Source organism: Mycobacterium sp. IDUB_5 (assembly GCF_055419565.1).
Genome location: NZ_JBVAXX010000005.1, coordinates 535,933 through 562,804, shown reverse-complemented (window position 1 = coordinate 562,804; position 26,872 = coordinate 535,933). Strand labels below are relative to the sequence as shown.

The 26,872-nt window shown below is 64.2% G+C and carries 26 protein-coding genes; 16 read left to right on the top strand and 10 right to left on the bottom strand.

Going from position 1 to position 26,872, the window contains the following annotated elements; translation table 11 throughout:
• Together ACZY1G_RS19495 and ACZY1G_RS19490 are read right to left on the bottom strand one after the other, a co-directional pair.
• Window positions 1-1,143 (bottom strand): amidohydrolase family protein, encoded by a 1,143-nt coding sequence (locus ACZY1G_RS19495; protein ID WP_463816395.1) that lies wholly within the window; start codon window positions 1,141-1,143, stop codon window positions 1-3.
• Between the two features lie 14 nt (window positions 1,144-1,157).
• Window positions 1,158-2,255, bottom strand: coding sequence for an amidohydrolase family protein (locus tag ACZY1G_RS19490; RefSeq protein WP_463816394.1), 1,098 nt, complete (start codon window positions 2,253-2,255; stop codon window positions 1,158-1,160).
• A gap of 245 nt (window positions 2,256-2,500) precedes the next feature.
• Here ACZY1G_RS19490 and ACZY1G_RS19485 point away from each other — a divergent pair, with 245 nt between their 5' ends.
• The 3 genes from ACZY1G_RS19485 to ACZY1G_RS19475 are packed head-to-tail and all read left to right on the top strand — an operon-like array spanning window position 2,501 to window position 5,474.
• Entirely contained in the window at window positions 2,501-3,499 is a 999-nt protein-coding gene (locus tag ACZY1G_RS19485) for an acyl-CoA dehydrogenase family protein (protein WP_463816524.1), read from the top strand.
• A complete protein-coding gene (locus ACZY1G_RS19480; protein ID WP_463816393.1) occupies window positions 3,499-4,680 on the top strand; it encodes an acyl-CoA dehydrogenase family protein in 1,182 nt (393 codons plus the stop codon). The genes ACZY1G_RS19485 and ACZY1G_RS19480 overlap by 1 nt, the downstream gene beginning before the upstream one ends.
• Before the next feature lie 17 nt (window positions 4,681-4,697).
• Window positions 4,698-5,474: an SDR family NAD(P)-dependent oxidoreductase gene (locus ACZY1G_RS19475; RefSeq protein WP_463823357.1), complete on the top strand. Its 777-nt coding sequence runs from the start codon at window positions 4,698-4,700 to the stop codon at window positions 5,472-5,474.
• Between the two features lie 72 nt (window positions 5,475-5,546).
• Here the strand turns inward: ACZY1G_RS19475 and ACZY1G_RS19470 are convergent, their stop codons facing one another.
• On the bottom strand, window positions 5,547-6,104 hold the full coding sequence (locus ACZY1G_RS19470; protein ID WP_463823356.1) for a TetR/AcrR family transcriptional regulator: 558 nt from the start codon (window positions 6,102-6,104) through the stop codon (window positions 5,547-5,549).
• A gap of 223 nt (window positions 6,105-6,327) precedes the next feature.
• On the opposite strand from ACZY1G_RS19470, the gene ACZY1G_RS19465 reads away from it, so the two are divergent.
• Together ACZY1G_RS19465 and ACZY1G_RS19460 are read left to right on the top strand one after the other, a co-directional pair.
• Window positions 6,328-7,641, top strand: coding sequence for a cytochrome P450 (locus ACZY1G_RS19465; RefSeq protein WP_463816390.1), 1,314 nt, complete (start codon window positions 6,328-6,330; stop codon window positions 7,639-7,641).
• Window positions 7,642-7,751: 110 nt separating this feature from the next.
• Window positions 7,752-7,922 carry a hypothetical protein gene (locus tag ACZY1G_RS19460; protein ID WP_463823355.1) on the top strand — a complete coding sequence of 57 codons (171 nt, stop codon included), beginning with the start codon at window positions 7,752-7,754 and terminating at the stop codon, window positions 7,920-7,922.
• A 42-nt stretch (window positions 7,923-7,964) separates the two neighbouring features.
• Here ACZY1G_RS19460 and ACZY1G_RS19455 read toward each other — a convergent pair whose 3' ends face one another.
• From ACZY1G_RS19455 to ACZY1G_RS19440, 4 genes are read right to left on the bottom strand one after another with little or no spacing between them, the layout of a single operon-like run.
• Window positions 7,965-9,332 (bottom strand): cytochrome P450, encoded by a 1,368-nt coding sequence (locus ACZY1G_RS19455; protein ID WP_463823354.1) that lies wholly within the window; start codon window positions 9,330-9,332, stop codon window positions 7,965-7,967.
• A gap of 31 nt (window positions 9,333-9,363) precedes the next feature.
• The gene (locus ACZY1G_RS19450) at window positions 9,364-9,555 is read right to left on the bottom strand and encodes a ferredoxin (protein WP_463823353.1); all 192 of its coding nucleotides are present in this window, start codon (window positions 9,553-9,555) and stop codon (window positions 9,364-9,366) included.
• Between the two features lie 19 nt (window positions 9,556-9,574).
• Window positions 9,575-10,435: a mycofactocin-coupled SDR family oxidoreductase gene (locus ACZY1G_RS19445; protein ID WP_463816386.1), complete on the bottom strand. Its 861-nt coding sequence runs from the start codon at window positions 10,433-10,435 to the stop codon at window positions 9,575-9,577.
• A 36-nt stretch (window positions 10,436-10,471) separates the two neighbouring features.
• A complete protein-coding gene (locus ACZY1G_RS19440; RefSeq protein ID WP_463816385.1) occupies window positions 10,472-11,173 on the bottom strand; it encodes an SDR family NAD(P)-dependent oxidoreductase in 702 nt (233 codons plus the stop codon).
• Window positions 11,174-11,411: 238 nt separating this feature from the next.
• Between ACZY1G_RS19440 and ACZY1G_RS19435 the strand changes: the two genes are divergently transcribed.
• The 10 genes from ACZY1G_RS19435 (at window position 11,412) to ACZY1G_RS19390 (ending at window position 23,897) form a co-directional block, all read left to right on the top strand.
• Entirely contained in the window at window positions 11,412-12,917 is a 1,506-nt protein-coding gene (locus ACZY1G_RS19435) for an aldehyde dehydrogenase family protein (RefSeq protein WP_463816384.1), read from the top strand.
• Window positions 12,914-14,122 carry a CaiB/BaiF CoA transferase family protein gene (locus tag ACZY1G_RS19430; RefSeq protein ID WP_463816383.1) on the top strand — a complete coding sequence of 403 codons (1,209 nt, stop codon included), beginning with the start codon at window positions 12,914-12,916 and terminating at the stop codon, window positions 14,120-14,122. The genes ACZY1G_RS19435 and ACZY1G_RS19430 overlap by 4 nt, the downstream gene beginning before the upstream one ends.
• Before the next feature lie 292 nt (window positions 14,123-14,414).
• Window positions 14,415-15,224, top strand: a complete 810-nt coding sequence (locus ACZY1G_RS19425; RefSeq protein WP_463816382.1) for an MlaE family ABC transporter permease — start codon at window positions 14,415-14,417, stop codon at window positions 15,222-15,224.
• Between the two features lie 7 nt (window positions 15,225-15,231).
• Window positions 15,232-16,089 carry an MlaE family ABC transporter permease gene (locus tag ACZY1G_RS19420; RefSeq protein WP_463816381.1) on the top strand — a complete coding sequence of 286 codons (858 nt, stop codon included), beginning with the start codon at window positions 15,232-15,234 and terminating at the stop codon, window positions 16,087-16,089.
• Between the two features lie 10 nt (window positions 16,090-16,099).
• Window positions 16,100-17,293, top strand: a complete 1,194-nt coding sequence (locus ACZY1G_RS19415; protein ID WP_463823352.1) for an MCE family protein — start codon at window positions 16,100-16,102, stop codon at window positions 17,291-17,293.
• Complete coding sequence (locus tag ACZY1G_RS19410) at window positions 17,290-18,315, top strand: MCE family protein (RefSeq protein ID WP_463823351.1); 1,026 nt, start codon at window positions 17,290-17,292, stop codon at window positions 18,313-18,315. The genes ACZY1G_RS19415 and ACZY1G_RS19410 overlap by 4 nt, the downstream gene beginning before the upstream one ends.
• On the top strand, window positions 18,315-19,409 hold the full coding sequence (locus ACZY1G_RS19405) for an MCE family protein (protein WP_463823350.1): 1,095 nt from the start codon (window positions 18,315-18,317) through the stop codon (window positions 19,407-19,409). Before ACZY1G_RS19410 ends, ACZY1G_RS19405 begins: the two co-directional genes overlap by 1 nt.
• On the top strand, window positions 19,406-20,908 hold the full coding sequence (locus ACZY1G_RS19400; RefSeq protein ID WP_463823349.1) for an MCE family protein: 1,503 nt from the start codon (window positions 19,406-19,408) through the stop codon (window positions 20,906-20,908). The genes ACZY1G_RS19405 and ACZY1G_RS19400 overlap by 4 nt, the downstream gene beginning before the upstream one ends.
• Window positions 20,909-20,922: 14 nt before the next feature.
• Window positions 20,923-22,209, top strand: a complete 1,287-nt coding sequence (locus tag ACZY1G_RS19395) for an MCE family protein (RefSeq protein ID WP_463816376.1) — start codon at window positions 20,923-20,925, stop codon at window positions 22,207-22,209.
• Window positions 22,209-23,897 carry an MCE family protein gene (locus tag ACZY1G_RS19390; protein WP_463823348.1) on the top strand — a complete coding sequence of 563 codons (1,689 nt, stop codon included), beginning with the start codon at window positions 22,209-22,211 and terminating at the stop codon, window positions 23,895-23,897. Before ACZY1G_RS19395 ends, ACZY1G_RS19390 begins: the two co-directional genes overlap by 1 nt.
• A gap of 19 nt (window positions 23,898-23,916) precedes the next feature.
• On the opposite strand, the gene ACZY1G_RS19385 is transcribed toward ACZY1G_RS19390, so the two are convergent.
• On the bottom strand, window positions 23,917-24,426 hold the full coding sequence (locus tag ACZY1G_RS19385; protein ID WP_463816374.1) for an Rv2253/PknI dimerization domain-containing protein: 510 nt from the start codon (window positions 24,424-24,426) through the stop codon (window positions 23,917-23,919).
• 203 nt (window positions 24,427-24,629) lie between these two features.
• Between ACZY1G_RS19385 and ACZY1G_RS19380 the strand changes: the two genes are divergently transcribed.
• Window positions 24,630-24,998: a hypothetical protein gene (locus ACZY1G_RS19380; protein WP_463823422.1), complete on the top strand. Its 369-nt coding sequence runs from the start codon at window positions 24,630-24,632 to the stop codon at window positions 24,996-24,998.
• Window positions 24,999-25,014: 16 nt separating this feature from the next.
• Here the strand turns inward: ACZY1G_RS19380 and ACZY1G_RS19375 are convergent, their stop codons facing one another.
• Both ACZY1G_RS19375 and ACZY1G_RS19370 read right to left on the bottom strand, forming a co-directional pair.
• On the bottom strand, window positions 25,015-25,464 hold the full coding sequence (locus tag ACZY1G_RS19375; RefSeq protein WP_463816372.1) for a hypothetical protein: 450 nt from the start codon (window positions 25,462-25,464) through the stop codon (window positions 25,015-25,017).
• A 47-nt stretch (window positions 25,465-25,511) separates the two neighbouring features.
• On the bottom strand, window positions 25,512-26,798 hold the full coding sequence (locus tag ACZY1G_RS19370; RefSeq protein WP_463823347.1) for a cytochrome P450: 1,287 nt from the start codon (window positions 26,796-26,798) through the stop codon (window positions 25,512-25,514).
• Window positions 26,799-26,872: the final 74 nt, after the last annotated feature.

Here is a 26,872-nt window from a genome sequence, read left to right as displayed (position 1 = left end):
TCAGAACACCCTGACCTGACCCTCGAGGGCGGGAACGGTGTCCGGTAGGTGGTAGGTCTGGATTCCGTTGCGGAACATCACCTGCTCGCGGGCATACGCGGGCAGGTGCTTGACCAACCAGCGGGGATCGTCGAATGTCCAGTGCGGATAGTCAGAGGAGTACAACAGGATCTTCTCGCATTCCATCCACTCGAGGGCCCTGCTCAACTCTGTCTTGTCCTCGGGGTAATCCAGTGGTTGGGTCGTGAACTTGATGTGTTCCTTGACGATCTCGGACGGTTTGCGGGTGATCGTCATCCACTTCTTGCGCCGCTCGTAGATGGCGTCCATCCGCCACATCAGCGGCAGGATCCAGGTGAAGGCATGCTCCACGAACACGATTCGCAATGTCGGGAATCGGTCGAAGGTGCCGTCGAACACCAGACTCATCACCTGGTTCGCTGCCAGCAGTGAGTAAGTCACCATGAAGTCGTGGTTGTAGCTGGGCAGCCCGACCGGCGGAAACGGCAATTCCTCGAAGTGGCCACGGGACAGATGGCAGCTCACCGTGATGTCGTGTTTGGTTGCCGCCGCCCACAGCGGGTCGTACTTCGGGTCGCCCCACGACGGCCGCGGTTCGGCCTTGATGAGTACCTGGGCCATGAATTCGTGCCCGGCCCACTTCTCGATCTCCCTCGCGGCGGCTTCGGGCTCCTCGATGTTGGCGCAGATCGAACCGCGCCATCGTTCGTGCCAGTTGTTGTGACCGTCCAACCAGTGGTTGGCCTGCCAGTCGTTTAACGCCGAGCACATCGCCGTGTTGGCACCCGGAAGCCTGGCTGAATAGGACGCCGGCTCCAAGATGGCGATGTCGGCGCCGGCTTCCATGATGAGTTGCTGGAACGCCAGATCTGGACTGCTGCCGGGGAATTCGCCGTCGGACGGGAAGCTGTCGACACGCATGGCGTAGGCGTGTGCGTAGTCAGGAGCGTCGTAATAGATCTGGTCACCGACCGGGTGGGTGCCGAAGTAGTTGCTGCGCCAAGGTTCTGGCAGGTACTCGACGAGTTCGCCGCGACGCGGTGTCGGATGGACGTCAGAGTCGACGCACCGGACGGCCACGCGTTCGGCCGCCGCCACTCTGGGATTGGCTGTCACTGTCACGAGGCCTCCTCTGGCTACGTTGCGGCCACGGTGGCCGAGACGTCGATGCCGTACAGCTCGGCGGCGTTGCGCCAACACAACTTGTCCCGCTGGTCCGCGGTGTAGCTGGCGGGCACCACGAGTTCGTTGCACTGCCAGTGCGGGTAGCTCGAGCCGAACATCACCATGTCGTCCTTTCCGGTGAAGCCGGCCCATTCGCCCGCAAAGGGCACGTCACCAGGCCCGTCGAGATCGCCCTCGACGAAGTACACGTGGCCGGGCAGGTAGTCACTCGGCATTCTCGGCGCCCACGGAGTCTGCTCCAGATGCGGGCGACCGAAGCAGTCCATCCGCCACATGAACGGTGTCAGGAGATCGGCAGCGCCGTCTGCCCACACGAACTTCAACTCGGGTAACCGCTCGAACACGCCCTCGGCGATCATGTTCATCAGGTGATAGAGGTAGTTCAGCGCCATGAAACCGGCGTACTGCTCGTAGGTGCGCGTGTTGCCCGACGGTGTGGGCGCCGCGGCGATGCCCGTACCCACCTCGATGTGTACCGCCACCGGGAGGTCAGCCGCCACGGCGGCATCCCACAGGGGCCAGTACTGCGGCTTGCCGTAGAGCTCACGGGACTGCAGCGGGATGCCGATCTGGACGACGCGCGGATGGTCGCGATACTTCTCGATCTCCCGGATGGCGCCCGCGACGTCATCGGGATTGACCCGGATGGTTCCGCGAAAGCGATCACCGAACTCTCCGTCGAGCCACCTTCTGACCATCATGTCGTTGTGAGCCGAGGCGATAGCGGTGCCGAGGTGACGGTCGGGCATGACCCCTCGCGTCATGGGATGCAGGATGGCGATGTCGACGCCGCGCCGCTCGAACAGGTCGTGCGCCACCACCGCGGGGTCGGAACCGGGGTACTGACCGTCCGGGCCGGTGCTGCCGGCGACGTATTCGCCGCCGGGTGCGCCGTACCAATCCATCTCGTAGTCCGGGAATCCGCGGCTTCGAAACGGTTCGTGCATGTAGGTCTGCCGAAGGTCGGCGTTGGACTGACAGAAGATATGCACGCTGGCGTCGATGACCGGTGTGGTCCACGCCGCACCAGCGTCGTCATGCAGTTCCATCACGTTTCCTGCCCCCTGCCGCGCGCATGCGGTGCCGTGCCCATCGAATCAGTGTAGATCCTTGTTCTTCTGTTGCAAGAATTATGTTCTCGTCCGCTCGTGGTCGCCATGAGCGCGGGTGATGTCGTCGGACCCATCGGCTTCCCGCAGCTCGAAGATGACCGTCGATGGCAGTCGAAGAGAATCAGTAATCCATGAATGAGAATGTTATTCTCGCCAAGGACCATCACCACGGGAGGCGCGGCATGCTGTTGGAATTGGACTCTGATCAGCGACTCTGGCAGGAGACGGTCCGTGACGCGGTGAGCAAACAGTGCCCGGCCACCCTGGTGCGTGAGGTGGCTGAGTCGGATGCTGACTCGACGCCGCTGTGGACGACCTACGTCAGCGCCGGGTGGACCGAGCTCGCCGATTCCGAGAATGCCGTCGAATTGGCGATTCTGCTCGAGGAACTCGGCCGGGCGACCGACCCGACTCCTTTCCTCGCGACGCTGACGCAGTTCGCGCCGTTGGTCGGCGATCGCTTCGATCCTCAGCGCCCAGGGGCTGCGTTGCTCGAGGGCATCAGTGCTCACCGCGACGCCGACGGGTGGATTCTGTCCGGGACGAGCCGCCACGTCCTCGAAGCAGACCGGGCGCACCGATTCGCGGTGGTGACCGCCGCCGGGGTGTTCGTGATCGATGCCGATGATCCGGCCGTCCTCACTCGCCGCGCTGCCGTCTTCGACCCGGTCCTGCACGTCGGCGAGGTGAGCCTCCTCGGCATGCACGTGCCCGACAGCGACCGACTCGCCGTCGATGCCGAGCGCGCGCACCACGTCGCTTTGACGGGAATGGCCATCACCATGGTGGGAGCCTGTCAACGGGTGCTCGATCTGGCGCTGGACCACGTCAAGAATCGCCATCAGTTCGGGGTACCGATCGGGTCTTTTCAGGCGGTGCAGCACAAAGCAGCCGACATGCACGTCGCAATCGAGCGGGCCCGCGCACTGTCGTACTTCGCGGCGCTGACGATCGCCGCCGACGATCCCCGCCGGCGGCTGGCCGCGGCCATGGCCAAGGCATCGGCGGGGGAGTGTCAGTCGCTCGTGTTCCGCCACGGCTTACAGCTGTTCGGCGCCATGGGATTCACCTGGGAGAACGATCTGCAATTCGCTCTCAAACGCGCCAAAGCCGGCGAGCACATGCTCGGCGGCGCGGCCGCGCATCGAGCCGTCATCGCCGCAGAGTACGGAACCTGCTGATGCAGTTGACCTTTGACTCAGACGTCGAGGACTTCCGTGCGGAGTTCGTAGCCTTCCTCGATGAGAACCTGCCCACCTCGGCAGAGACTCTCGAGCGGCCCCGCTCGGTGTCGCACCTTCCCCAGTGGGCGCGGGACTGGCAGCGGTTGTTGTTCGACAACGGCTGGTTGCTGCCTGCGCAACCGCCGGAATTCGGTGGTCGCAACGCCTCGGTGCTGCAGACGTACGTGCACCTCGAAGAGCTCTGCCGCCGCCGGATCTACCACAGCTTCAACCCCCAGGGCGTGAACATCGTTGCGGCATCGCTGCTGACGTTCGGCAGCGAAGAGCAGAAGCACGAGTGGGCCGTGCCCGTGCTACGTGGCGACAAAACCGCGTCACTGGGCATGAGCGAGCCCAGCGCCGGCTCCGATCTCGCCTCGCTGCGGACCCGCGCGATCCGCGACGGTGACGCGTTCGTCGTCAACGGCCAGAAGGTATGGACATCCGGTGCGCACGACGCAGACTTCCTGCTGACCTTCGTGCGCACCGACCCCGACGCGCCGAAGCACAAGGGCATCAGCGCGCTGCTCATCCCGACCGATCTCGAGGGTGTCGTCCGTCGGCCGTTCGCCGATCTGTGCGGCCAGCAGAACGACGACTTCAACGAGGTGTTCTTCACCGATGTTCGGGTGCCTGCCGAGAACCTGGTCGGCCCGATCAACGGTGGTTGGGGCGTCGTCAACGGATCCCTGGGCCACGAGCGCACGATGATGTGGCTCGGTTTCGCCGACCGGATCGACAACATGATCAACGACTTCTCCCCGAGTTCGGAACTCGAGCGCGATCAGTTCGCGACCATCGTCATGGATTATCAGGCGCTGCGCGCGATGGGTTCGATCTCCCTGGCTCGCGCCGCACGCGGCGAGGTCGACGTCGCCTCGGTGTCAGTGCTCAAGCTCTTCGGCTCCGAGGCGGAGATGAACGCGTCTGCCAACATCTTGACCGCCATCGGGCCCGAGGGTCTGACCCACCCGTCCACGTCGGGCGCGTATGCGCCCATGAATCTCGACCACTACTTCGCGAGTTGGTTCGAACGCTTCGCGCGCAGCTTCTCGGGAACGATCGCTGGCGGCACCTCGGAGATTCAGCGCAACATCATCGCCCAACAGGTACTGGGGCTGCCCCGACCGCCCCGCTGATCCCGAGGGGGTTCCGGATGACGCTGGAGATCGATCTCACCGGTCTGCGGGTCCTGATCACCGGAGCCGGACAGGGCATCGGCCGCGGCTTGGCGCTGGCGTTCGCGGCTGCCGGCGCCGAGGTGCTGGTCAACGATCTGCGCGCGGAACGCGCCGACGACGTCGTCGAGGCTTCCTGTGCTGCAGGGGGATTCGCACATGCGTCCGTGTTCGACGTGACCGACTACGGTGCCGTCACCGACGCGATCGCGGCGGCCGGAGCTGTGGACGTCTTGGTCAACAACGCCGGCAACGCGGGCGCCAACGACTTCCTCACTGGACGAAGCTTCGCAGCGACCGAACCGGCAGACTGGGAGCCATTTCTGCGGGTGAATCTCTACGGTGTCTTGCACTGCACCCGCGCTGTGCTGCCTGCAATGGTCGACCGCAGCAGGGGCCGCATCATCACGATCGTGTCCGATGCCGGTCGAACGGGCGATCCCACGTCGGCTGCGTACGCGACAGCGAAGGCCGGGGCTGCGGGGTTCACGCGCTCGATCGCGGCGGAGATGGGCCGATACGGGATCACCGCGAACAACATCGCACTGGGAACCATGCGGACACCGCTGACCGAAGTGCTGTGGAGCCAGCCGAAAACCCCACAGCACGAGGCGATCCTGCGCAACTACGTCATCCGGCGCCCCGGCACCGCGGACGACGTCACCCGCCTCGCCGCGTTGCTCGCGAGCGAGCACGGCTCGTGGATCACCGGACAGACAATTCCGGTCAACGGAGGCTTCTCCTTCGCACTGTGATCTCCGACGTCGATCGACGCCGACGGCCGTGTGGCCTGCAATCAGCCTGCAGCCTGACATGCTGTGGGAGCGTCATTCGCGAAGCCCCGACGTCACTGACGGCGCGGCAAACCGTGTCACCAGTTCGTACTCGGTCTGCTTGTCCTTCACCGGCCAGTACCAGAGGGCGAAGGTGATTCGGATCAGCCATTGCGCAGCGAGGGGATCGTCACGCCCGATGATCTCTTCGGCGATCTTGGCCACGAGCGGTGACGCCGTGACGTGGCCGATGTCGTGGTCTGGACTGATGTCGCCCATGATCAGTTTTCCCAGCGGCTCGGTCCGCATGCACTGCAGTCCGACGACGATGGCCGTGGCGACGCGCTCGGTTCCCTCGGTCCCCGCGATGGCTTCGCGCACTCGGTGGGTGACGCGCTGGGACAACATGGAGATGAGGCGTTCGAGAATCGCGGCTTTTCCGCCTGCTTGCCGGTAGATGGTCGCGGGCGAACAGTTCAGCCGGGCAGCCAACGCATCGATGGCGAATGCTTGGAAACCATTGCGAGAAACTATTTCTGATGCTTCGAGCAGGATTCGATCCAGCGCCACCGCGCTTCGATCCGCGCCGAGGACCCAATCCCTGCGTGCCATGGTCTTCAGCATTCCCGTCGCGGTGGTGAAAGACAACGAATCCGCTTTCGCACCGCGAGACAGATCGCTTCGAATGTCTCACTCGTGTGTGCAGCTAGGAGGATCTCGCCTCGAGCGTCGACTCATCGCCCTGATGCCGGGCATGTCAACTTCAGCTCCTGGCATTGACCACTTCGATGTGCGCGCCGAATCTGGACACAACTGCGACAGGGAGTGAGTGTTCATGCCGAACCCGCTGATGAAAGCTACTGACGGCGCGACCGCGGTGCTGTCACCACTCATCGCTGCGGGACAGTTGAATGTGGCAGCGGCAATCCGCACGCGCAGACGCGGTTATGGCGGTTGGACCGGGGCCATCAACACCGACTACGACCCATTGGATCCGAGCGTTGCAGCACATCCCCACGCTGCATACGACGCCCTGCACCGCGGCGGGCGTGTCCACTACAACCCGAAGCGGGCGACCTTCATACTGCACCGACTCGACGACGTCCGCGCAGCCCTGCGCGATACGGACCGGGTGACCAGTAGCCACGGGGTGACCCGAGCACGGATGGTCGCCGACTTGGTCGTGGTCACCGACGGTGATCGACACAGCCGTCTCCGCAAGCAGGTGCAGCCGGCGTTCACCAAAGGTGCACTTGATCGTTGGCGCAGCATCATCGACACGCTCGCCGCAGAACTGGTCGACGAGATGGTCGCGGCGAACGGCGGTGACGCGGTGCAGCAGTTGACCGTGCCTCTCCCGCTTCGGGTCATCGCCGCGATACTCGGGGTCCCTGACACTGACATCGCGGACTTTCGTCGTTGGTCAGAAGACTGCACCCAGATGATCAACGTCAGTCCAACGCCGAGAGGCATGGTGAACACGGCGCGTTCTCTTCGCGCCGCAGCAGCATTGCGTCGCTATTTCTTGCGACATCTCAAAGACGGACACCTCAAGGGGTCGAACACCGTGCTCGGTCGTCTGCTCGCCCACAGCAGCGACGGCGAACTTACGGACAACCAGTTGTTCTACATCGCCATCCTGCTGCTGATCGCCGGAAACGAGACCACGACAAATCTTCTCGGCGGGATGCTTCACACCTACGCTCGACACCCCGACCAATACGACATGATTCGAGCCAATCCAGAGCTCATTCCGCAGGCCATCGAGGAACACCTGCGCTACAGCAGTCCCATCCAGAATCTCTACCGCTATACCCGCGACGACTATCAGGTCGGTGAGGTCACCATTCCCACTGGTTCGCGCATATTGATGTCATTCGGGGCCGCCAACCGCGACCCACTGGCCTTCGATGACCCCAACACCTTCCGCGCCGATCGAAACCCACGCAGCCATCTGGGCTTTGGCTATGGTCCCCACCTGTGCCTCGGTGCACCACTTGCGCGCATGGAGGCCCAAGCCGTTCTCCGCGAGCTGGTCGGCCGCGTCTCGCGAATCTCGCTCACCGGCCCGACGACGTGGTCCACCAACAGCTCCCTACGCGGCCCGACACACTTACCCGTGGTTCTCCATGACGGGGCAGTTATTTGATCTCCTTGCGCACACGATCCGGACGGTGGTCACAGATCGGCGGGTCAGCTCTGGTCCTGTCCGGTGTTGCCCATGTGCTGTGTCCACGTGCTTTCGAATCAGTCAATCGAATGGCCTTCGCAGACAACATCCGTGCCCACGTTGTCGTCAACGGCAGCATCGAAACCGTGCTGGGCTTGGCGGTGCTGCACCCCGGTACCCGGCGCCCCGGGCTCGCTGCGACGGCTGCGTACCTCACTTATTTCAACGTCGCCCTGCTGTATCGGAGGCTTGCCGGCTGACTGCGATGCAACTGATGGCAATCGGACGCGCAGATCGAGACGTCACCAATCGATGACGACGGCGTCCTTGTGCTCGGTGATCGGTCTTGCGGGCAATTGCTCGTCGCACACTCGCTGCAACCTCGCCAGGGTCTCGTCGAGGCCGGGCCCGAGCCGCGTGCCGGGGGTGAATGTGGCGGGTAGGTGCTTCATACCCTGGATGACGCCGATGCTCTCGTAATGTTCTGTGCCCGCCGGATCACAGACATAATCCGGCATGCGGTCGAGGACCGCCGTCAGCATCGACTTGAACACCGTGCGGGCCACGTTGGATCCGACGCACCGGTGCACACCGATGCCAAAGCTGAAGTGACGGTTGCCCTTCCGATCCAGAATGACCTTGCCCGGTTCGTCGAAAACCGATGGGTCGCGGTTGGCCATGGCCCACGACAGCCACAACCGCTCGCCCTCTTTGAACTGCTGGCCCACGACCTCGATGTCCTCGGCGAACGTCCGTCCGTCCCCGGGGGCGGGAGTGAAGAAGCGCAGGAATTCCTCGGTGGCCGGGTGCAGCAGCGTGTCACGCTCGCGGCTGAGTCGGTCGCGCTCGCCGGGATTCTCCGACAGCCACTCCAGCGCATGGGCGGTGAGAGCCGTGGTGGTGTCGAACCCGCCGCCGATGACCAGCCCCAGGTTGCCCAGGATCTCCAGATCCGGTGCGGGCTCGCCGTCGATCCGCAGTTGCAGTAGCGCGTTCACCAGACCGGGGCGGCGATTCTCGCGGATCTCCATCATCGTGGTGATCATGTCGATGCCCATTTGTCTGCTCATCTCCGCGACGCGAGGCGCGTCGGGTGAGTGCTCGGGCGTGGAGACCGACAGATGGGCGGGCTCACTGTAAACGGGCCACTTGTCGAGCTGTATGCCCATCATGGCGAGAGTGAGGACCGCGGGCACGATGTTCGCCAGATCGTCGACGAAGTCGATGCGGCCGGTCTCGATCTTCTCGTCGATCGCCGCGCGGGTGATCTCGTCGACGAAGGGCGCCCACCGCTTCACTGCGGCAGGCGACAGGTACGGGTTCAGTGCACCTCGATAGATACTGTGGTCGGGCTCGTCCATCTCGAGGATGCCGCCGCGAACGACAGTGGCTCGCTGCGCCCTCGGAATCGTGATGCCCTGGTAGCCCCGCCGTTCACCGTGCAGGTCGTGGTCGTTGGAGATCGCGGGACAGCGAGCCAGCTCGAAGACCTCGTTACTGCCGGCCGCCACCCAATGCCCGTCGTACATGTCGGTCCACGCCACCGGACACTTCGCATGCATCTCTTCGGTGATCTGCTGGAACTGCTCCCGATACTCCGGTGCGTGCCGGTCGAAACGGAACGTGTTCTTCTTGCGGTGCTCGTCGCCCACGACGTCGTCGATACTCACGGCGGTGTCTCCTATTGTGTTGGGCTAGAGGTCATTCGAGGATGATCGCCTGCTCGGGACACGAGTGGGCGGCTTCTCTGACCTGATCTTCCCGGTCGGCGGGAACGATGTTGGTCACGGGCGATGCATGACCGTCCACGTCGTCGAGCTGGAACGAGTCGGGTGCGATCATCGAACACAGGGTGTGGCCCTGGCAGCGTTGTCCGTCAACTGAAACTCTCACGTCGACAACCTCTTTCGATTCAGATGTGGTAGTCGTACCACTTGAGATAGCCCCCGCCGTCAACGCGCATCTGCATACCGGTCACGTACCGCGACTCCTCGGAGGCGAGGAACAAGACCATGTTGCTGATGTCTGACGCTTCGACGTAGGGGATATTCATGGCCTGCTGCACTCTGAACGCGGGCTCGGCGTCCGCGCGGCTGGGCTTGTCCAGGTCGGGTCGGAAGGACCGGTACATCGGCGCACTCTGCAGCATGTCGGTGTTGCAGTTGGTCGGATGGACGACGTTGGCCCGGATTCCGCGCGGAGCGAGGTGGGTGGCGAGATCGTAGACATAGCCGGACAGCGCACGCTTGGAGGTCATGTACGCCACTCCGCCGAGATCGGCTCCGGGATTGTCCACCTTGGCCACGTCCATGAGGGCGGCGGTCGACCCGGTGGCGATGATCGAGGCGCCTTCGCCGAGATGGGGGAGGGCCACCTGGATCGCGTTGATGGTGCCGACCAAGTTGGTGTTGATGACGTCGCACCAGGCGTCGATCTGCGGCTCACCCTTCATCCCCGCGACGCCGGCCTGGGCGACCACGACGTCGAGCTTGCCGAATTCTGCGAGGCCCCGGTCGAGTGCGCTCTTGAGCTCGGTGACCTGTCGCACGTCAGCCTTGACCGCGATGATGCGTCGGCCCGTCTTCTCGACGTAGTTGACCGTTTCCTCCAGATCTTCCGCGGTGGCCAGTGGATAACCGATGGAGGCGATGTCTTCGCACAAATCGACGGCGATGATGTCGGCGCCCTCTTCGGCCAGTCGGATCGCGTGACTACGGCCCTGCCCGCGCGCCGCACCCGTAATGAATGCGACCTTGCCGTCAACCCGTCCCATGCGTGTCCTCTCGTGTCCGTGATCGATGCCCTCGGGTCAGGTGTTTCTGCCGCCGTTGACACCCAAGATCTGTCCTGTCACGTAGTCGGCTTCTTCCGAGACGAAGAAGGAGCACGCGGCCGCGATGTCCTCGGGCCGTCCGATGCGGCGCACCGGCGTGCGCTCGATGTTCTCGTCGATGTCGCCCAGGAACCCGCGACTCGCGGCCTTGCGCAGCATCGGGGTGTCGATGAAGCCGGGAGGAACGGCATTGACCGTGATCCCGGCCGGCCCGTACTCGAGCGCCAAGCTCTTGGTGAGCCCGTTGACCGCCGATTTGGCCGATACATAGTGCGACATGTACGGCGTTCCCGAGTGGGTGCTCGACGAGGAGATGTTCACGATGCGACCCCAGCCTGCCTCTATCATGTCGGGCAGCACGGCCTGAATGCAGTGGAAGACACCGTGGAGGTTGACGTTCACCACCCGCTGCCAGGTGTCGAAGTCGATGTCGAGGAAACGCTTGAAACCGTCGAGGCCTGCGGCATTGACCAGAACGGTGACCGGCCCCAAGTCGGAGTGGATGGCGTCGAGCGCGGTGTCGATCGCCGCGCGGTCGGTGACGTCGGCGACGTAGGAGAATTTCTCGTCCGACGGCGTCAGGTCGAGAGTCGCCACGTGATAGCCATCAGAACGTAACCGATCGGCGATCGCCCGGCCGATGCCCGATGCGCCCCCGGTGACGACGGCGTTCCTCACTGCATGGCCTCCCGATGACGTCGCACTACCCAAGAATCCTACTTCCGAATGCGAGAACCGTACTCTCAACTGCTGTTGACACGCAACAAATGCGTCCCTGAGAGATCTTTGCGACAGAACGACGACATCAGTGCAGGACGTCGCGACAAGGGCATATGCCGATATTTGTGTTCCCACAGGCTGAATGTATGATTTGCCGCAAGTGAGAATGGAATTTACATCACACTTGAGGAGCAGGATGGGGCAGTCACCCGCGGTCACCACAGGAGAGCGGTCCGAGACGCATCCCGAAGCACCCGATCGACGCATGCTGATCGACGGCCATCTCGTCGAAGCGCAACGTTCGTTCGCCTCGATCAACCCGGCGACCGGCGAGGTCGTCGGTCACGCACCGGACGGGACGGTCTCCGACGCGGATGCGGCTGTGACCGCGGCCCGCAGGGCCTTCGATGAGGGGCGGTGGGCGACCGACGTCGAGCTGCGGATGCGTTGCCTGGATCAGTTCCATCGGGCGCTGATCGAGCATCGCGACGAGCTGGCCGCGTTGACCATTGCCGAAGTGGGCGCCACCCCCGCGCTGCTCGCGGGCGCTCAGCTCGACCAGCCGATCGAGATCGTGCGCTACTACGCGGACCTGCTCGAGACGATCCCGCTGACCGAAGATCTCGGCAACATCGAAAGCCGTGGGATGCAGCACCACCGCTGGGTGGAGAAGGAGGCCGGCGGTGTGGTGGCAGCCATCGTGGCCTACAACTACCCCAATCAGCTGGCGCTCGCGAAGCTCGCACCGTCGCTGGCCGCGGGCTGCACCGTCGTGCTCAAGGGGGCGCCCGACACGCCGCTCGTCACCCTGGCCCTCGGCGAGATCATCGCCAACCACACCGACATCCCTGCCGGGGTGGTCAATGTCTTGAGCTCGTCGGACCCGGAGGTCGGTGCCGCACTGGTGGCCAGCCCTGAGGTGGACATCGTCACGTTCACCGGTTCCACTCCCACCGGTCGGGCGATCATGGCGGCCGCCAGCACCACTCTCAAAAGAGTGTTTCTCGAACTCGGTGGAAAGTCGGCGGCCATCGTGCTCGACGACGCCGACTTCGCGACCGCTGCAATGTTCGCGGCCTTCAGCATGGTCACCCACGCAGGCCAGGGTTGCGCACTGACCTCACGGCTCCTGGTGCCCCGGGCACACCACGACGAGATCGTGGAAATGGTCAAGACCAACTTCGCCCATGTCCGCTACGGCGACCCGCACAACCCGAAGACCTACATGGGTCCTCTGATCAGCGAGCGCCAGCGAGACAAAGTCGACGGCATGGTCCAGCGCGCAGTGGCCGCGGGTGCAACTCTGGTTGTCGGCGGAGAGAAGAAGGATCCCGGCTTCTTCTACACCCCCACCCTGCTCACCAACGTGGACGCAGACGCCGAGATCGCACAGGAAGAGGTCTTCGGACCGGTGCTCGTCGTCATCGCTTACGACGACGACGACGACGCGGTCCGGATCGCGAACAACTCCATATACGGTCTGTCCGGCGCGGTGTTCGGAAGCGAGGAGCGCGCGGTGGCGATGGCCCGTCGTATCCGAACGGGCACATTCTCGATCAACGGCGGCAACTACTTCAGTCCCGACGCTCCCTTCGGTGGCTACAAACAGTCGGGCATCGGTCGAGAAATGGGTCTGGCCGGCCTCGAGGAGTTCCAGGAGCGCAAGACCTTCGCCACTGTCGTCCCGGATTCTGCGTCGTGAGCCTGCCACTGGCGGGGATTCGCGTCCTGGAAGTCGCGATGTACGGGTTCGTGCCGTCGGCGGGAGCGGTCCTCGCAGAGTGGGGTGCCGATGTGATCAAGGTCGAGCACGCGGTCACCGGCGACCCGCAGCGCGGCCTTCGCCAGACCGGATCACTTCGCGTCGAGGGCGACCCCAATCCCAACATCGAACACGCCAACCGTGGCAAGCGCAGTATCGGTCTCGACGCCTCGACGCCGGAGGGCCGCGAGGTTCTCCTCGAACTCGCCAGTCACGCAGACGTCTTCTTGACCAGCTTCCTGCCCGGCCACCGGGAGAAGTTCGGCATCGACGTCGACGACATCCGCGCGGTGAATCCCCAGGTGATCTACGCCAGAGGAAGCGCCCTCGGCCCCCGCGGCCTGGAAGCCACCAAGGGCGGCTACGACATGACCGCGTTCTGGTGCCGCGCCGGAACTGCAGCCACCATCACGCCCCCGGGTGTCGAAGGCATGATCGCTCCTCCCGGCCCCGCATACGGCGACACCATCTCCGGCACCAATCTGGCCGGAGGTATCGCCGCCGCGTTGCTCAAGCGTGAACGCACGGGGGAGCCGTCGACGGTCGACGTGTCTCTGCTGGGAAGCGGGCTGTGGGCCATGGGCCACACCATCGCGTTGACGTCGCACCTCGGCCAGCGCCTCATCGCCCCGACGCCTGGCGTGCACGGGTCACCGGTCAACCCTCTCGCCGGCGTTTATGCGACGAAAGACGACCGCTACATCTCTCTGCTGATGATGCAGCCCATCAAGTTCTGGGCGGACGTCTGCCGGCACATCGATCGCGACGACCTGATCGACGACCCGCGGTTCTCAACCGCTGAGTCCATCGCGCAGAACACTGCCGCCGCCGTGGAAATCCTCCGGAGCGTCATCGCCACCCGAACCCTGCCCGAGTGGAGTGAGCGCTTCGCCACGCTGGCGGGACCGTGGGCGCCCGTTCAGGACACGTTGCAGGCCGCCGCCGACGCTCAGGTCCTCGCGAACGAATACATCGTGCGGGCAGGTGATCTCGACCTCGTCGCGAACCCGGTTCAGTTCGACGTCGCCGCGCCGCGAACCCAACCCGCGCCGGGTTTCGCCGCTCAGACCGACGAGATCCTGATGGAGTTGGGCATGGACTGGGACCGCATCATCGAGCTGAAGACCGCCGGCGCGGTCACCTAGGCGCGGAAGGCGACATGTTCGAAGCGTCACATCGAAGCGGACGACATCGTCCGGCAGTTCAGAGATGCCACGATGTCGCCCCATCGATTGAGGCGCCTTCATTTCCGATGGCATCGTCACCAGTCAGTGCGAACTACTTCGCCGAAGGCGCCCCCAGCAAAGGCCCTCGTGTGCCACAGTGCGTGAAGCCGGTTCGACCGCCCGAGGCAGCGCGGTTCCCGCTTGTGACGAAATGTGCTGTGGCACTGGATATTGACGCCCACGGTGTTCGACAGGAAAGGACCTGAAACCCATGGCGGTCAAGGGGCCCGAACGTTGGTCGACGGGTATCTCGCTGCCGAAGAGTTTGCGGTCGCCGATGGGGGCCGTGGGCGGCCTGTTCTCCATGGGTCTCGATGCGATGCGCTTCGTGTTCGTGCGGCCCTTCCAGACACGGGAGTTCCTGGAACAGTGTTGGTTCGTGGCGCGGGTGTCACTGTTGCCGACGCTCCTGGTGGCCATTCCGTTCACCGTGCTGGTGAGCTTCATTCTCAACATCCTGCTGCGCGAGCTGGGCGCGGCCGACCTGTCCGGAGCCGGCGCGGCGTTCGGCGCGGTCACCCAGGTCGGTCCGCTCGTCACCGTGCTGATCGTGGCCGGGGCGGGGGCCACGGCCATGTGCGCAGACCTCGGTTCGCGAACGATCCGCGAGGAAATCGATGCCATGGAGGTATTGGGCATCAACCCCGTTCAGCGGCTTGTGACTCCACGCATGCTGGCCTCGGGACTGATCGCGTTCCTGTTGAACAGCCTCGTGGTCATCATCGGGATCCTCGGCGGCTACTTCTTCTCGGTGTTCGTCCAAGACGTCAATCCCGGCGCATTCGCCGCGGGTATCACCCTGCTCACCGGTGTACCCGAGGTCATCATCTCGTGTGTGAAGGCGGCGTTGTTCGGGCTCTTTGCCGGCCTGATCGCCTGCTACCGAGGACTGACCATCACCGGTGGCGGAGCCAAGGCCGTCGGTAACGCCGTCAACGAGACCGTCGTCTTCGCCTTCATGGCGTTGTTCGTCATCAATGTGGTGGTCACCGCCATCGGCATCCAGCTGACGGCGAGGTAGGCGAGCCATGGGCACGTTGCAGGTGGTGCGCAGCCGGTTCCCGCGGCTGGTGTCCACGGCGAACCGTCCGATCAGCAGGCTGGGTCGGCTCGGTGACCAGACCATGTTCTTCGGCAAGGCCCTTGCCGGAACGCCGCACGCGGCAGCGCACTTTCGCACAGAGGTCGTGCGCCTGATCGCCGAGATCTCGATGGGCGCCGGCGTGCTGGCAATGATCGGCGGCACACTGGTCATCGTCGGCTTCCTCACCCTGGCCACCGGCGGCACTCTGGCCGTACAGGGCTACTCGTCGCTGGGCAACATCGGCATCGAGGCACTGACCGGCTTCCTGGCCGCCTTCATCAACGTCCGCATCGCCGCCCCGGTGGTGGCCGGCATCGGTCTGGCAGCCACCTTCGGTGCCGGCGTCACCGCACAGCTGGGAGCGATGCGCATCAACGAGGAGATCGACGCCCTGGAAACCATGGGCATCCCCTCCGTCGAATACCTGGTGTCCACTCGCATCGTGGCGGGGATGCTCGCCATCACTCCGCTGTACGCAGTCGCGGTGATCCTGTCCTTCCTCGCATCCAGATTCACCACCGTTGTGCTCTTCGGACAATCCGGAGGTTTGTACGACCACTACTTCGAGACTTTTCTCAACCCGGTCGATCTGATGTGGTCCTTTTTACAGGCCCTGCTCATGGCGCTGTCGATCCTGCTCGTGCACACCTACTACGGATACTTCGCCAGCGGTGGGCCATCGGGGGTGGGGGTGGCCGTCGGCAATGCCGTGCGCACGTCGCTGATCATCGTCGTGTCGGTCACCCTGCTGATCTCGCTTGCCGTGTACGGCTCCAACGGCCACTTCAACCTGTCGGGATAGGGGGATATCGATGTCGAGCACAATCCTTCGTCCCCTGGTGGGGTTGGGCATGGTCCTGGTGATCGTGGCGGCCATCGTGTTGGCGATCGCGATGTTCCTGGGCGGTTTCGGTCAGACCGTTCCGGTGACCGTGGTCGCGGAACGGGCCGGCCTGGTGATGAACCCGGAGGCCAAGGTTCAAATGCGTGGTGTCCAAGTCGGACAGGTCGAGTCGATAGAGACTCGTCCCGACGGCAAGGTCGTCCTGCACCTGGCGATGGATCCCGACGAGCTGCGCAACATTCCGTCCAACGTCGTCGTCGACATCAGCTCATCGACGGTGTTCGGCGCGAAGTCGGTCCAACTGGCCGACCCGCCCAATCCGTCGCCGACACCGTTGTCGAAGGGAGCCGAGATCGACGTCGAACACGTGACCGTGGAGACGAATACGGTTTTCCAACAGTTGAACTCGGTCCTCAAGGCCATAGATCCGGTCAAGTTGAACCAGACCCTGGGCGCCGCCTCGGGCGGCCTGCGGGGCCGCGGCGAGAAGCTGGGACAGACCGTCACCGATCTCGACCGCTTTCTACAGAACCTCAACCCCAGCATGGGCAGCATCAGCCGTGACCTAGAAGTGGCGCCGGTCGCGGTGAACGCCTACGCCGACGCGGCCCCCGACCTCGCCGACGTGCTCGCCAACACCACCAAGGTGAGCGACACGGTGGTCGACCAAGCACAGGCGATCGATATGTTCCTCCTCAGCTCGATCGGGCTCGCCGAAACGGGGAATGATGTGGTCGGATCCAACCGCCAAGGGCTGACCGACCTCCTGCACATGTTGGTTCCCACGACGTCAGTCGCCAGCAAGTACAGCGACAATCTGCGCTGCGGCGTGCAGGGTCTCGCCACCTTCACCAAGACCCCGCCGTTCGACAACTCTGGACTGAACATCTCGGCGACCTTCACACTCGGCATCGACCGCTACCGGTATCCAACCGACCTTCCCAAAGTTGCGGCGAAGAGCGGGATTTCGTGCAAGGAACAGATGCTACCGGTCGTACCGAACGGGAAGCGGCCGCCATTTCTGGTCACCGATGTCGGCGCGAACCCATGGAAATATGGCAACCAGGGGCTCCTGTTGAATTCCGACGGACTCAAGCAGGCATTGTTCGGACCACTCGATGGGCCGCCGCGTAACACCGGTCAGGTCGGGATGCCCGGATGACCGGCTCTCGCGCAACGATGGTGAAATTCGGCGCCTTTGCCGCCGTCATGATTCTGCTGACCGTGTTCCTGTTCTTCACTTTCGGCCAATATCGAACGGGCTCCACCAACGGTTACTCGGCCGTGTTCACCGATGCGTCCCGGCTGAAGTCGGGTGACACGGTGCGAGTCGCAGGCATCCGGGTCGGCACGGTGACCGAGGTGTCCCTAGGGCAGGGCGGCGAGGTCGTCGTCGACTTCGACGCCGACCGCAGCATCAATCTCACCGACGGAACCAAAGCTCAGATCCGCTATCTCAATCTCACCGGCGACCGCTTTCTCGACCTCGTCGATGGTCCCGGCTCCACTGCACCGCTCCCGCCCGGCGCCCAGATACCGAAGAGCCGAACCACACCGGCGCTGGACCTCGACCTGTTGCTCAGCGGCCTCAAACCCGTGGTCCAGGGCCTCAATCCGACAGACGTCAACGCCCTGACGGCCTCGCTGGTGCAGGTGTTCCAGGGACAGGGCGGCACCTTGGACTCGCTGTTGTCGAAGACGTCGTCATTCACCAACACCGTGGCCGACGACGACCGGACGGTCCAGGCCCTGCTCGACAACCTGAAAACGACGCTGGACACGATCGCCAAGGATGGCGACCAGTTCGGCGATGCCATCGACCGGCTCGAGAAGCTGATCGACGGATTGGCCCAGGACCGCGATCCGATCGGCACCGCGATTACGTCGCTGGACCAGGGCACGGCCTCGCTGGCCGACCTGCTCGCACAGGCTCGGCCACCGCTGGCGGCTACGGTCGATCAGCTCAATCGTCTTGCGCCTAACCTGGAGAGCGGCAAGGGTGTCCTCGACGGAGCGCTGCAGCGCGCACCCGGCAACTACCGCAAGCTCGCGCGTGTAGGGGCTTACGGATCCTTCGTGCAGTACTACATCTGTGCGCTTCAGGTCCGCGTCACGGATCTTCAGGGTAGGGCCGCATTGTTCCCGGTCGTGAAACAGGAAAACGGAAGGTGTGCTGAGCCGTAATGCTGAAGTATCGCGCCAGCGCAACCCTCGTCAAAGCCGGTTTCATCGGTGTCGTGCTCGCCATCCTGGTCATCGCGGTCGGGCTGCAACCTGAGAGGTTGCTCGCGTATGCGACGTCATTGACCTACCAGGCGCGCTTCGCCGATGCCGGTGGCCTCTACGTCGGCAACGACGTCACGATCTCGGGCATCAAGGTGGGTTCTGTGACACGTGTGTCGCTCGCCGACGGCGACGCACTGGTCGGCTTCACCGTGCAGAGCAAGTACCCCCTGGGTTCGGAGACCTCCGCCCACATCCGAACGGGATCTCTTCTCGGGCAACGGGTTCTGGCTCTGGAGTCGAGTGGTAGCCGCGCCCTCGACCGATCAGAACCCATCCCGGTGGAGCGAACGTCATCGCCGTACTCACTCACCGACGCGGTCGGCGAGCTTGCCGCGAACACCGCGGGCACCGATACCCAGCAGCTGAACCTCTCGCTCGACACCCTGTCCCAGACCCTTGACCAGGTGGCGCCCAGGCTCGGCCCCACGTTCGACGGGCTGACCCGCCTGTCCACTGCGTTGAACGGCCGCAACGAAAGCCTGCGCGATCTCCTGCAGGCCGCGTCGGCCGTCACCGGCATCTTGTCCGAGCGCAGCCAACAGGTGAACAGCCTGATCCTCAACGCCAACGATCTGCTGGGTGTTCTCGTGGAACGTCGGCAGGCCATCGTCGATCTGCTGGCAAACACCACCGCCGTCTCTCAGCAGCTCGTCAATCTCGTCGCGGACAACGAGAAGGAGCTCGCGCCGACGTTGGAACGGTTGAACAAAGTGAACGAGGTTCTCATCCGTAATCGCGACAACATCGCCAAAGCGATTCCGGGCCTGGCGAAATATCAGTTGACACAGAGCGAGGCCGTCTCCAGCGGTCCCTACTACATCGCCTACGTGCCGAACGTCTCCTTCGGACAGTACTTGCAGCCGTTCTTGGACTACGCCTTCGGATTCCGGCGCGGCCCATTCGGTTCCGGGGCGCCCCCCACCACGCCGGAGACCGGGCCGCGCGCTGAACTCCAGTTGCCCTACAACGCCATTCCGGGTGGGTCACGATGACGACTCGAGTGCGACGCTGGCTGACGCCCTTCGTTGCGTTGGCACTGATCGTCGCGCTGATCGGGGGAGGGTTCCTGGTCCTGCGCGCCGCGTTCTTCGCGCCCTCGACGATCACCGCCTACTTCCGGACCGCCACCTCCATCTACCCCGGCGACGACGTCAAGGTCGCCGGAGTGAAGGTCGGGACCATCAGCGCGATCGAGCCGCAAGGCACACAGGCCAAGATCGTCCTGAGCGTCGACCATTCCGTGTCGGTGCCGGCAGACGCCAAGGCGGTGATCGTCGCTCAGAACTTGATCGCCGCCCGGTACGTCCAACTGACGCCGGCCTACCGGTCCACCGGTCCCACCATGGCCGACGGAGCCGTCATCCCCGTGGAGCGCACCGCCGTCCCGGTGGAATGGGATGAGGTCAAACTCCAACTCGACCGGCTGGCAACGGATTTGGGGCCGACGGGAGACATGTCGACGTCCTCGGTGGGCCGGTTCATCGACAGCGCAGCGAACGCGCTCGATGGCAACGGCGACAAACTTCGTCAGACCTTGGCTCAACTATCGGGAGTCGGACGGATCCTGAGTAGTGGTAGCGGAGATCTGGTCGGCACGATCAAGAACTTGCAGATTTTCGTCACCGCACTGCGCGACAGCAACCAACAGATCGTCTCCTTCAACGACCGGCTCGCGACGTTGTCCAGCGTGCTCGACGGAAGCAAGTCGGAACTCGACGGTGCGTTGACGAACCTGGCTGCCGCGGTGAACGAGGTCACACGCTTCGTCGCCGGTACCAGGAATCAGACCGTCGAGCAGGTCAAGGGATTGGCGCAGGTGACCCAGACGTTGGTCGAGTCGAAGGACGATCTGGAACAGGTCCTGCACGTCACGCCCAACGCATTCGCCAACGCGTACAACATCTACGATCCCGATATCGGCGCGGTCCGTGGGGCGTTCTCTATCCCCAACCTCGCGAACCCCATGCAGTTGATCTGTGGCACGGTCGGCGCAACCGCCAACACGACCGCGCCAGAGACAGCCAAACTGTGCAACGACTACCTGGGGCCGGCTCTGCGACTGCTCAATCTCAATTACATTCCGGTACCGATCAATCCGTATCTCGCCAAGTCAGCGAGCCCGGATCACGTCATCTACGCAGACCCCGCGTTGGCACCGGGTGGTACCGGCGGTGCGCCGTCGCCACCGGAGATTCCGCCGTCAGTGTCTGCCTACACCGGTCTCGACGGCGACGTCCCGCCGCCGCCGGGCATGGGCCCACCCGGCGTCCCGCTCCCGGAGAACAATCGTCTCCCCGTGGCGCCGTTCCCCGCGCTGTATCCCGGCGCGCCCGTGCCCACGGATCCGCCGCAGATCCTGCCTGGCGGCCCTCCAGGTCAGGAATCTCCCGCCGCCGCGGGCCCACCGAGCCTGCCGCAAGTGCTGCTTCCCGCCGAGGCTCCGCCGGCTCCCGAGCCTGCCCCGCCGACCGAGGGGACGCCGCCGTCATGATCCCGAGAAGGCCGATGGCCCTGCTGAGCATCGTTGCCGGTATCGCGACGATTTCCACGGGATGTGCGTTCCAGGGGATCAACTCCCTGCCTCTGCCAGGTGCGGTGGGACGAGGTTCCGACGCGCACCTCTACCACGTGGAGATCGCGAATATCGCGACGTTGGAGACGAATTCGCCGGTGCTGATGAACGACGTGGTGGTGGGCAGCGTCAAGGCAATGCGTGTCGAGGGCTGGCATGCCGAGGTCGACGTGACGATCAAGCCCGACGTGGTGGTTCCCGCCAATGCGGTCGCCAGCGTCGGTCAGACGAGTCTGCTCGGTTCGATGCACCTCGCCTTGAATCCGCCTGCCGGTCAACAGCCCACGGGAGAGCTGCCCTCGGGCGCCACCATCGGACTGAACGACTCGTCCACGTATCCGACGACGGAGCAGACGCTGTCAGCGCTGTCGGTCGTGGTCAACGCGGGCGGACTGGGCCAGATCGGCGACATCGTGCACACCTTCAACACGGCATTGTCCGGACGTGAGAGTGACTTCCGCGATCTGCTCACCCAACTCGACACCTTCGTCGGCACCCTCGATCAGCAGCGACAGAGCATCGTTGCCACCATCGACGCACTGAACCGGGTCGCCTCGACCTTCGCCAATCGAAAGGACACCCTCGATCAAGCGCTGCAGCGTATTCCGCGTGCCTTGGAGGTGCTGGACCGGGAACGGCCACGGTTGACCACAGCGCTCACCAAACTGGGTCAGTTCAGCGATACGGCCAACCGGCTGGTGAACGACACCCAGGCAGACCTGGTCACCAACTTGACGAACCTGGCGCCCACGATCAAGGCCCTTGCCGACGTGGGACCCGATCTGGACGCCGCGTTGGCCTACGCCACGGTTTTCCCGTACGGACAGGGCGTGATCGACCGCGGCATCAGAGGTGACTTCATCAACATCTTCGTCACGGTCGACATCTCCGGCCCGCGGTTGCGCAAGTCGCTGTTCTTGGGCACACGAGGCGGCCAGGAGGGCCGCGATCTCGTGCCTCTGCCGGGTGAACCGTACTTCCAGACGTACACGCTCGATCCGCTGGGCCGACCACTGCGACCTCCTCCATCCGGCGGCCCGCTCGGTCCTCTGCCGGGCAATCCGCCGACCCCCGGTTTGCAGGCCGATCCGCCCGGGGCGGACAAGAGCCTGCCGGGACCCGGGTCGATTCCGGCACCCGCGGCGCCAGCACCCGCGGCCCCACCGCCCGCGGCGCCAGCACCCGCGGCACCACCGCCTGCGCAGGAGGGCGGCAACTGATGCTGACCCGTTTCATCAAGATCCAATTGGCGATATTCACCGTGGTGTCGGTCGTCGGCCTGCTGGTGATGGCGATCTCCTACATGCAGGCACCCACGCTGCTTGGCATCGGGAGGCTCACGGTGACGCTCGAGTTGCCGAGCAGCGGTGGCCTTTACCAGCTCAGCAACGTCACCTACCGCGGTGTGCAGATCGGCAAGGTCACCGATGTGCGGTTGGCCCCCGATGGTGCGGTGGCGACGTTGTCGATCGCGACGTCGCCGCAGATTCCTGCGGACCTGGAGGCGAGCGTCAAGAGCGTGTCGGCAGTGGGCGAGCAGTACGTCGACTTGATGCCGCGCACCGATTCTGGTCCCTACCTTCAGGATCACGCTGTCATCACCAGAGACAATGCGACCATCCCGATGCCCATCGGCCCGGTGTTGGACAAGGTGAACACCCTAGTCGGAACCTTCCCCAAAGATCGGCTGGCCGACCTGCTGGACGAGACCTACAAGGGACTCAACGGTGCCGGTGAGGACTTCGGTTCGTTGCTCGACTCCGGCTCGGTCCTGAGCGCAGACCTCAATGGCGTTGCAGCGCAGAGTCGGGCGCTCGCGGACGACGCCCGCCCGCTGCTCGAGGGTCAGGCCCAGGGGGCCGATGCGATACGGACGTGGGCACGCAGTGTCGCCGGCGTGACGGGCCAGTTGGTCGAGAGCGATCCGCAGCTGCGTACGGTGTTGCAGACCTTTCCCGGATTCAGTAGCGAGGTCTCGGGGTTGTTGAATGAGCTAAAGCCCACGCTGCCCGTTCTGATCGGCAATTTGAGCACGGTGGGCGAGATCCTGATGACCTACAACGCGTCGCTCGAGCAGCTGCTGGTGCTTCTGCCGCCATATATGGCCCAACAGCAGGGTTACTCGAGCACGTCGGACTCCACCGGTGGCGCTCGCGGTGACTTCGCCATCACCGTCAACGACCCGCCGGCGTGTACGGTCGGCTTCCTGCCACCGTCGTCGTGGCGTTCACCCGATGACGTGTCCGACATCGACACCCCCGACGGGTTGTACTGCAAGCTGCCTCAGGATTCGCCCATCGCGGTGCGTGGTGCCCGCAACTTCCCCTGCATCAGAAAGCCCGGCAAGCGCGCCCCGACCATCGCGATCTGCAACAGCGACAAGCCATTCACGCCATTGGCGATGCGACCTCACGTGTTGGGGCCGGTGCCCCTCGATCCGAGTTTGATCGCCCAGGGGATTCCCCTCGACGATCGAACGACGCTCGACAATGACATTTACGCACCTGTAGAGGGCACCCCGTTGCCGCCCGGAGCCGTCCCGTACGGAACCCCGCCGGGTGGCCAGCCCGTGTCACCGCTCGAGGTACCGGTCGCGCCGCCCCCGCCGGTCGGAAACTCGTTGAACGGTCAACCGTTACCGCCCGTGAGTGCCCCGGCGCAGGGGACACCTGAACCTTCACCGCCCGCGAGCATCCCCGACGCCCCCGCAGGCAGCGGCGGCGCGACGCCCGTCGCACCGAGCGGCTTCTCTGCGGGACGATCCGGTAAGAAGCCGAAAGTTGCTGTAGCACAATACAATCCCAGGACGGGGGAGTATGTCGGCTCGGACGGCAAGCTCTACAAAGTGACCAACCTGGCGTTCGCTGACCCGATGCCGACGACGTGGCGGGATCTGATGCCGCATTAGCCGGCGAAAGAGAGAGGGGTCAGGAGATCTTGACGATTTTGACCGGAAGGTTGACGACGAGCGACTTGTTGCGACCACAGTTCCCGCTGATCCCGGTGGTCTGGTCGGTCCCCAGCCACATGTCCGAGATCCGCTTGACGAGCCCGGCGTCGTCTGCGGGATAGAAGTGGTAGACCTGTAGACCGGGGGCCCTGCTGCCATCCGGGCACGGGATCCAGTCAGGAACAGCGTGTTTGACGTACCAGTCCGCCCCGGAGATCGTGTAGACGTCTTCAGTCCACCCCAGTGAGCTGGTGACCTTCCCGGCGCAGGTCATCGCCGTGGTGCAGGTGGAGGTGACGGTCCACGTGCTGCGCACCGTCGGTTCGTCCTGGTAGCGGTCGTTGTTCCTGGCCCATTCGCCGTTGGAGACCACCGAATAGGTGCCGTTCATCGCGTACTGCTCGTAATCGGCCTGCGCGGTGGGTGCACAGATGGCCGACGCCGCGGCGATCGCGAGCGCTCCGGCGAGGGGCCTGACTGCCTCCATGTCGTCTCCTCGGTCCTCGCTCACCGCAATGTCGTTCTGCCACAGAGAATAACATTTACCGCCGAGCGCCGGGCCGTCACGCGTTTTCGGCCATTGCGAGTGAAATCGGCGCCGATTGATGCGATGGATCGGACGAAATCCTGTTCGGCCCATGACAGAATCGGGGTGTGCACATCGCCAGCGTCGTCGCGGCCGGAATCCTGATGTCAGGATTGGTCCTCGCGCCGTCAGCGGCCGCCGATCCGGCTGATCCGGCGCCCGCCGACGATCCGACATCGTGCAACGAACCAGCCTGCGTGCCGGGGATCCAACCGGGCGCCGTTCTCGGTGCGCCGTGTTATCAGACGACGTATTACGTGTTCGGAGTGACTGATTGGGGCCGCGTGCTGTTCTGCGGTTCTCCGAGGCGCTACGCTCCGCGGTGGTTCCGATCCACCGAGCTGCGTGGTGTCAAACTCGAAGGCTCCAACTGTTCAGGTCGCGACGGGGAGATGGCTCAGGCGCCCGACGGATTGTTCCTGTCGTGCGACGCGCGCGACGGCGAAAGCAGGTGGATGCGCGGGGACACATGATGTCCTTGGGTACGCGTCAGTAGCGTTGCAGGGCAAAGGTATACGTGCTGACGCCGCCCGGGGCGCCGTAACACCCCGCGTTGTACGTCGACACGATCGTTCCTGCCAGGGTTGTTGCGTCCCATGAGTAGACGTCGTGCGAGGGCAGGTTGTACCCGATGCAGCGCACCCCGTCGATGACGTCCACGGTCAGGGTGTAGCGCCCGTCGGCATAGAACGCGATGTTCTGGAAACGCTGGCTCTTCGGTGGCCGCGCTATCGCGATCACGTTGAGGTTGTCGGTGTGTGGGGCCAACACGGGATCCTCGTAGTAGGTTCCACACTCGGGATCGTCGTTGCATGAGTGGGTCACCGACCAGATCCACGAGTGGTCGTTCCACCGGTTGTTGAGTACCTCGTAGTTTCCCAACGGCATATGCGGGTCGGCGCCGGCGATCGGCGCCGATATGGTGGCCGCTGCCGTCAACGATGCGCCCAGCAGTGATGCTGCTGGGCGCCGCCACCGCCCGCCGGTCAGTTCGACACCGCCGGGGTGAATTCGATGTTGATCTCGGTCAGTCCGCGCAGGATGAATGTGGGCTCGTAGTTGTAGCTGCGAGCGCCGGCCGGCCCGTGTTTCTCCTCGTCGATGCGGATGTCGTTCATGCGGTCGAGGATGCGCTCCATCGACACCCGCCCCTCCACGCGAGCCAGCGGCCCGCCGGGGCAGGAGTGGACGCCCCGCCCGAACGCGATGTGTTCGCGGACGTTCTTGCGATTGATGTCGAATTCATGCGGGTTCTCGAAGCGCATCGGGTCGCGATTGACCGCTCCCGGGCAGATCATCAACGTCGTTCCGGCTGGAACTTCGGTGCCGTTGAGGACGGTGGTCTTCTTGGCCAGCCGGAACTGGCTCTTGACGGGGGCATCCATGCGAAGCGCCTCTTCGACGAACACCGGTATGCGACTTCGATCCTTGCGCAGAGCGTCCTGGATGTCGGGGCGGTCGCCGAGGACCCTGATCGACGCAGACAGTAGTTTCGTGGTGGTCTCCTGGCCGGCCGCGAAAAGGAATGTCGCCGACCGGGCGACCTCGATGACCGGAGGTGTCGACCCGTCGGGAAACTTGGCCGTCGCCAGCGCGGTCAGGACGTCGTCACGCGGGTTCTCGCGGCGGTCCTCCAGATACGCAACGAACTTGTCATCGAGCCACGCCAGGGGGTTGGTCGCGACCAGCTCTCCTTCGAGTGATCCCACCGTCGCGCCGGGTCGCGGTGCGCCGAGAACGGTGCGGAACTCTTCGTGATCCTCGTGCGGCACACCGAGAAGATCGGCAATGACCAGAAGCGAGAACGGTTTTGCATATGCGGAGAGGAATTCGCACTTCCCGTGGGGCACGATTTCGTCGAGACATTCATCGGCCAGGCGCCACATGAAGGCCTCGTTCTCCTTCAGGCGGCGGGGGGTCAGCAGGCGGTTCAGGAGCGAACGGGCGTTGGTGTGGTCCGGCGGATCCATGGTGACCATGTGCTCGAACATCGGCATCAGCTGCCGGTGCTCGGCGATCTGCGCCGTGATGTCGTCGCCTTCCGGGGTGAACGGCAGTGGCGGGAACGGTCCGGCGACCGCAATGCACGATGAGTAGGTGTCGGTGTCCTTCAACACCGTGTTGGCCTCGTCATAGCCGGTGATGGCCAGCACGCCGTAGTTCGGCTCGCGCACGACCGGACACTTGCTGCGCAGGTGGTCGAAGTACGGGTGCGGATCCGGCACCAACGACTGGTCGGTGAAATAGTCGATGGCGTCGAAATCTGCAGTCATTGTCGGGGTTGTCCTTCCAGTGCCCGCTTGGGCGACGGATGAGGTTGGGCGACGGATGATCTGCCGTCGGGGGG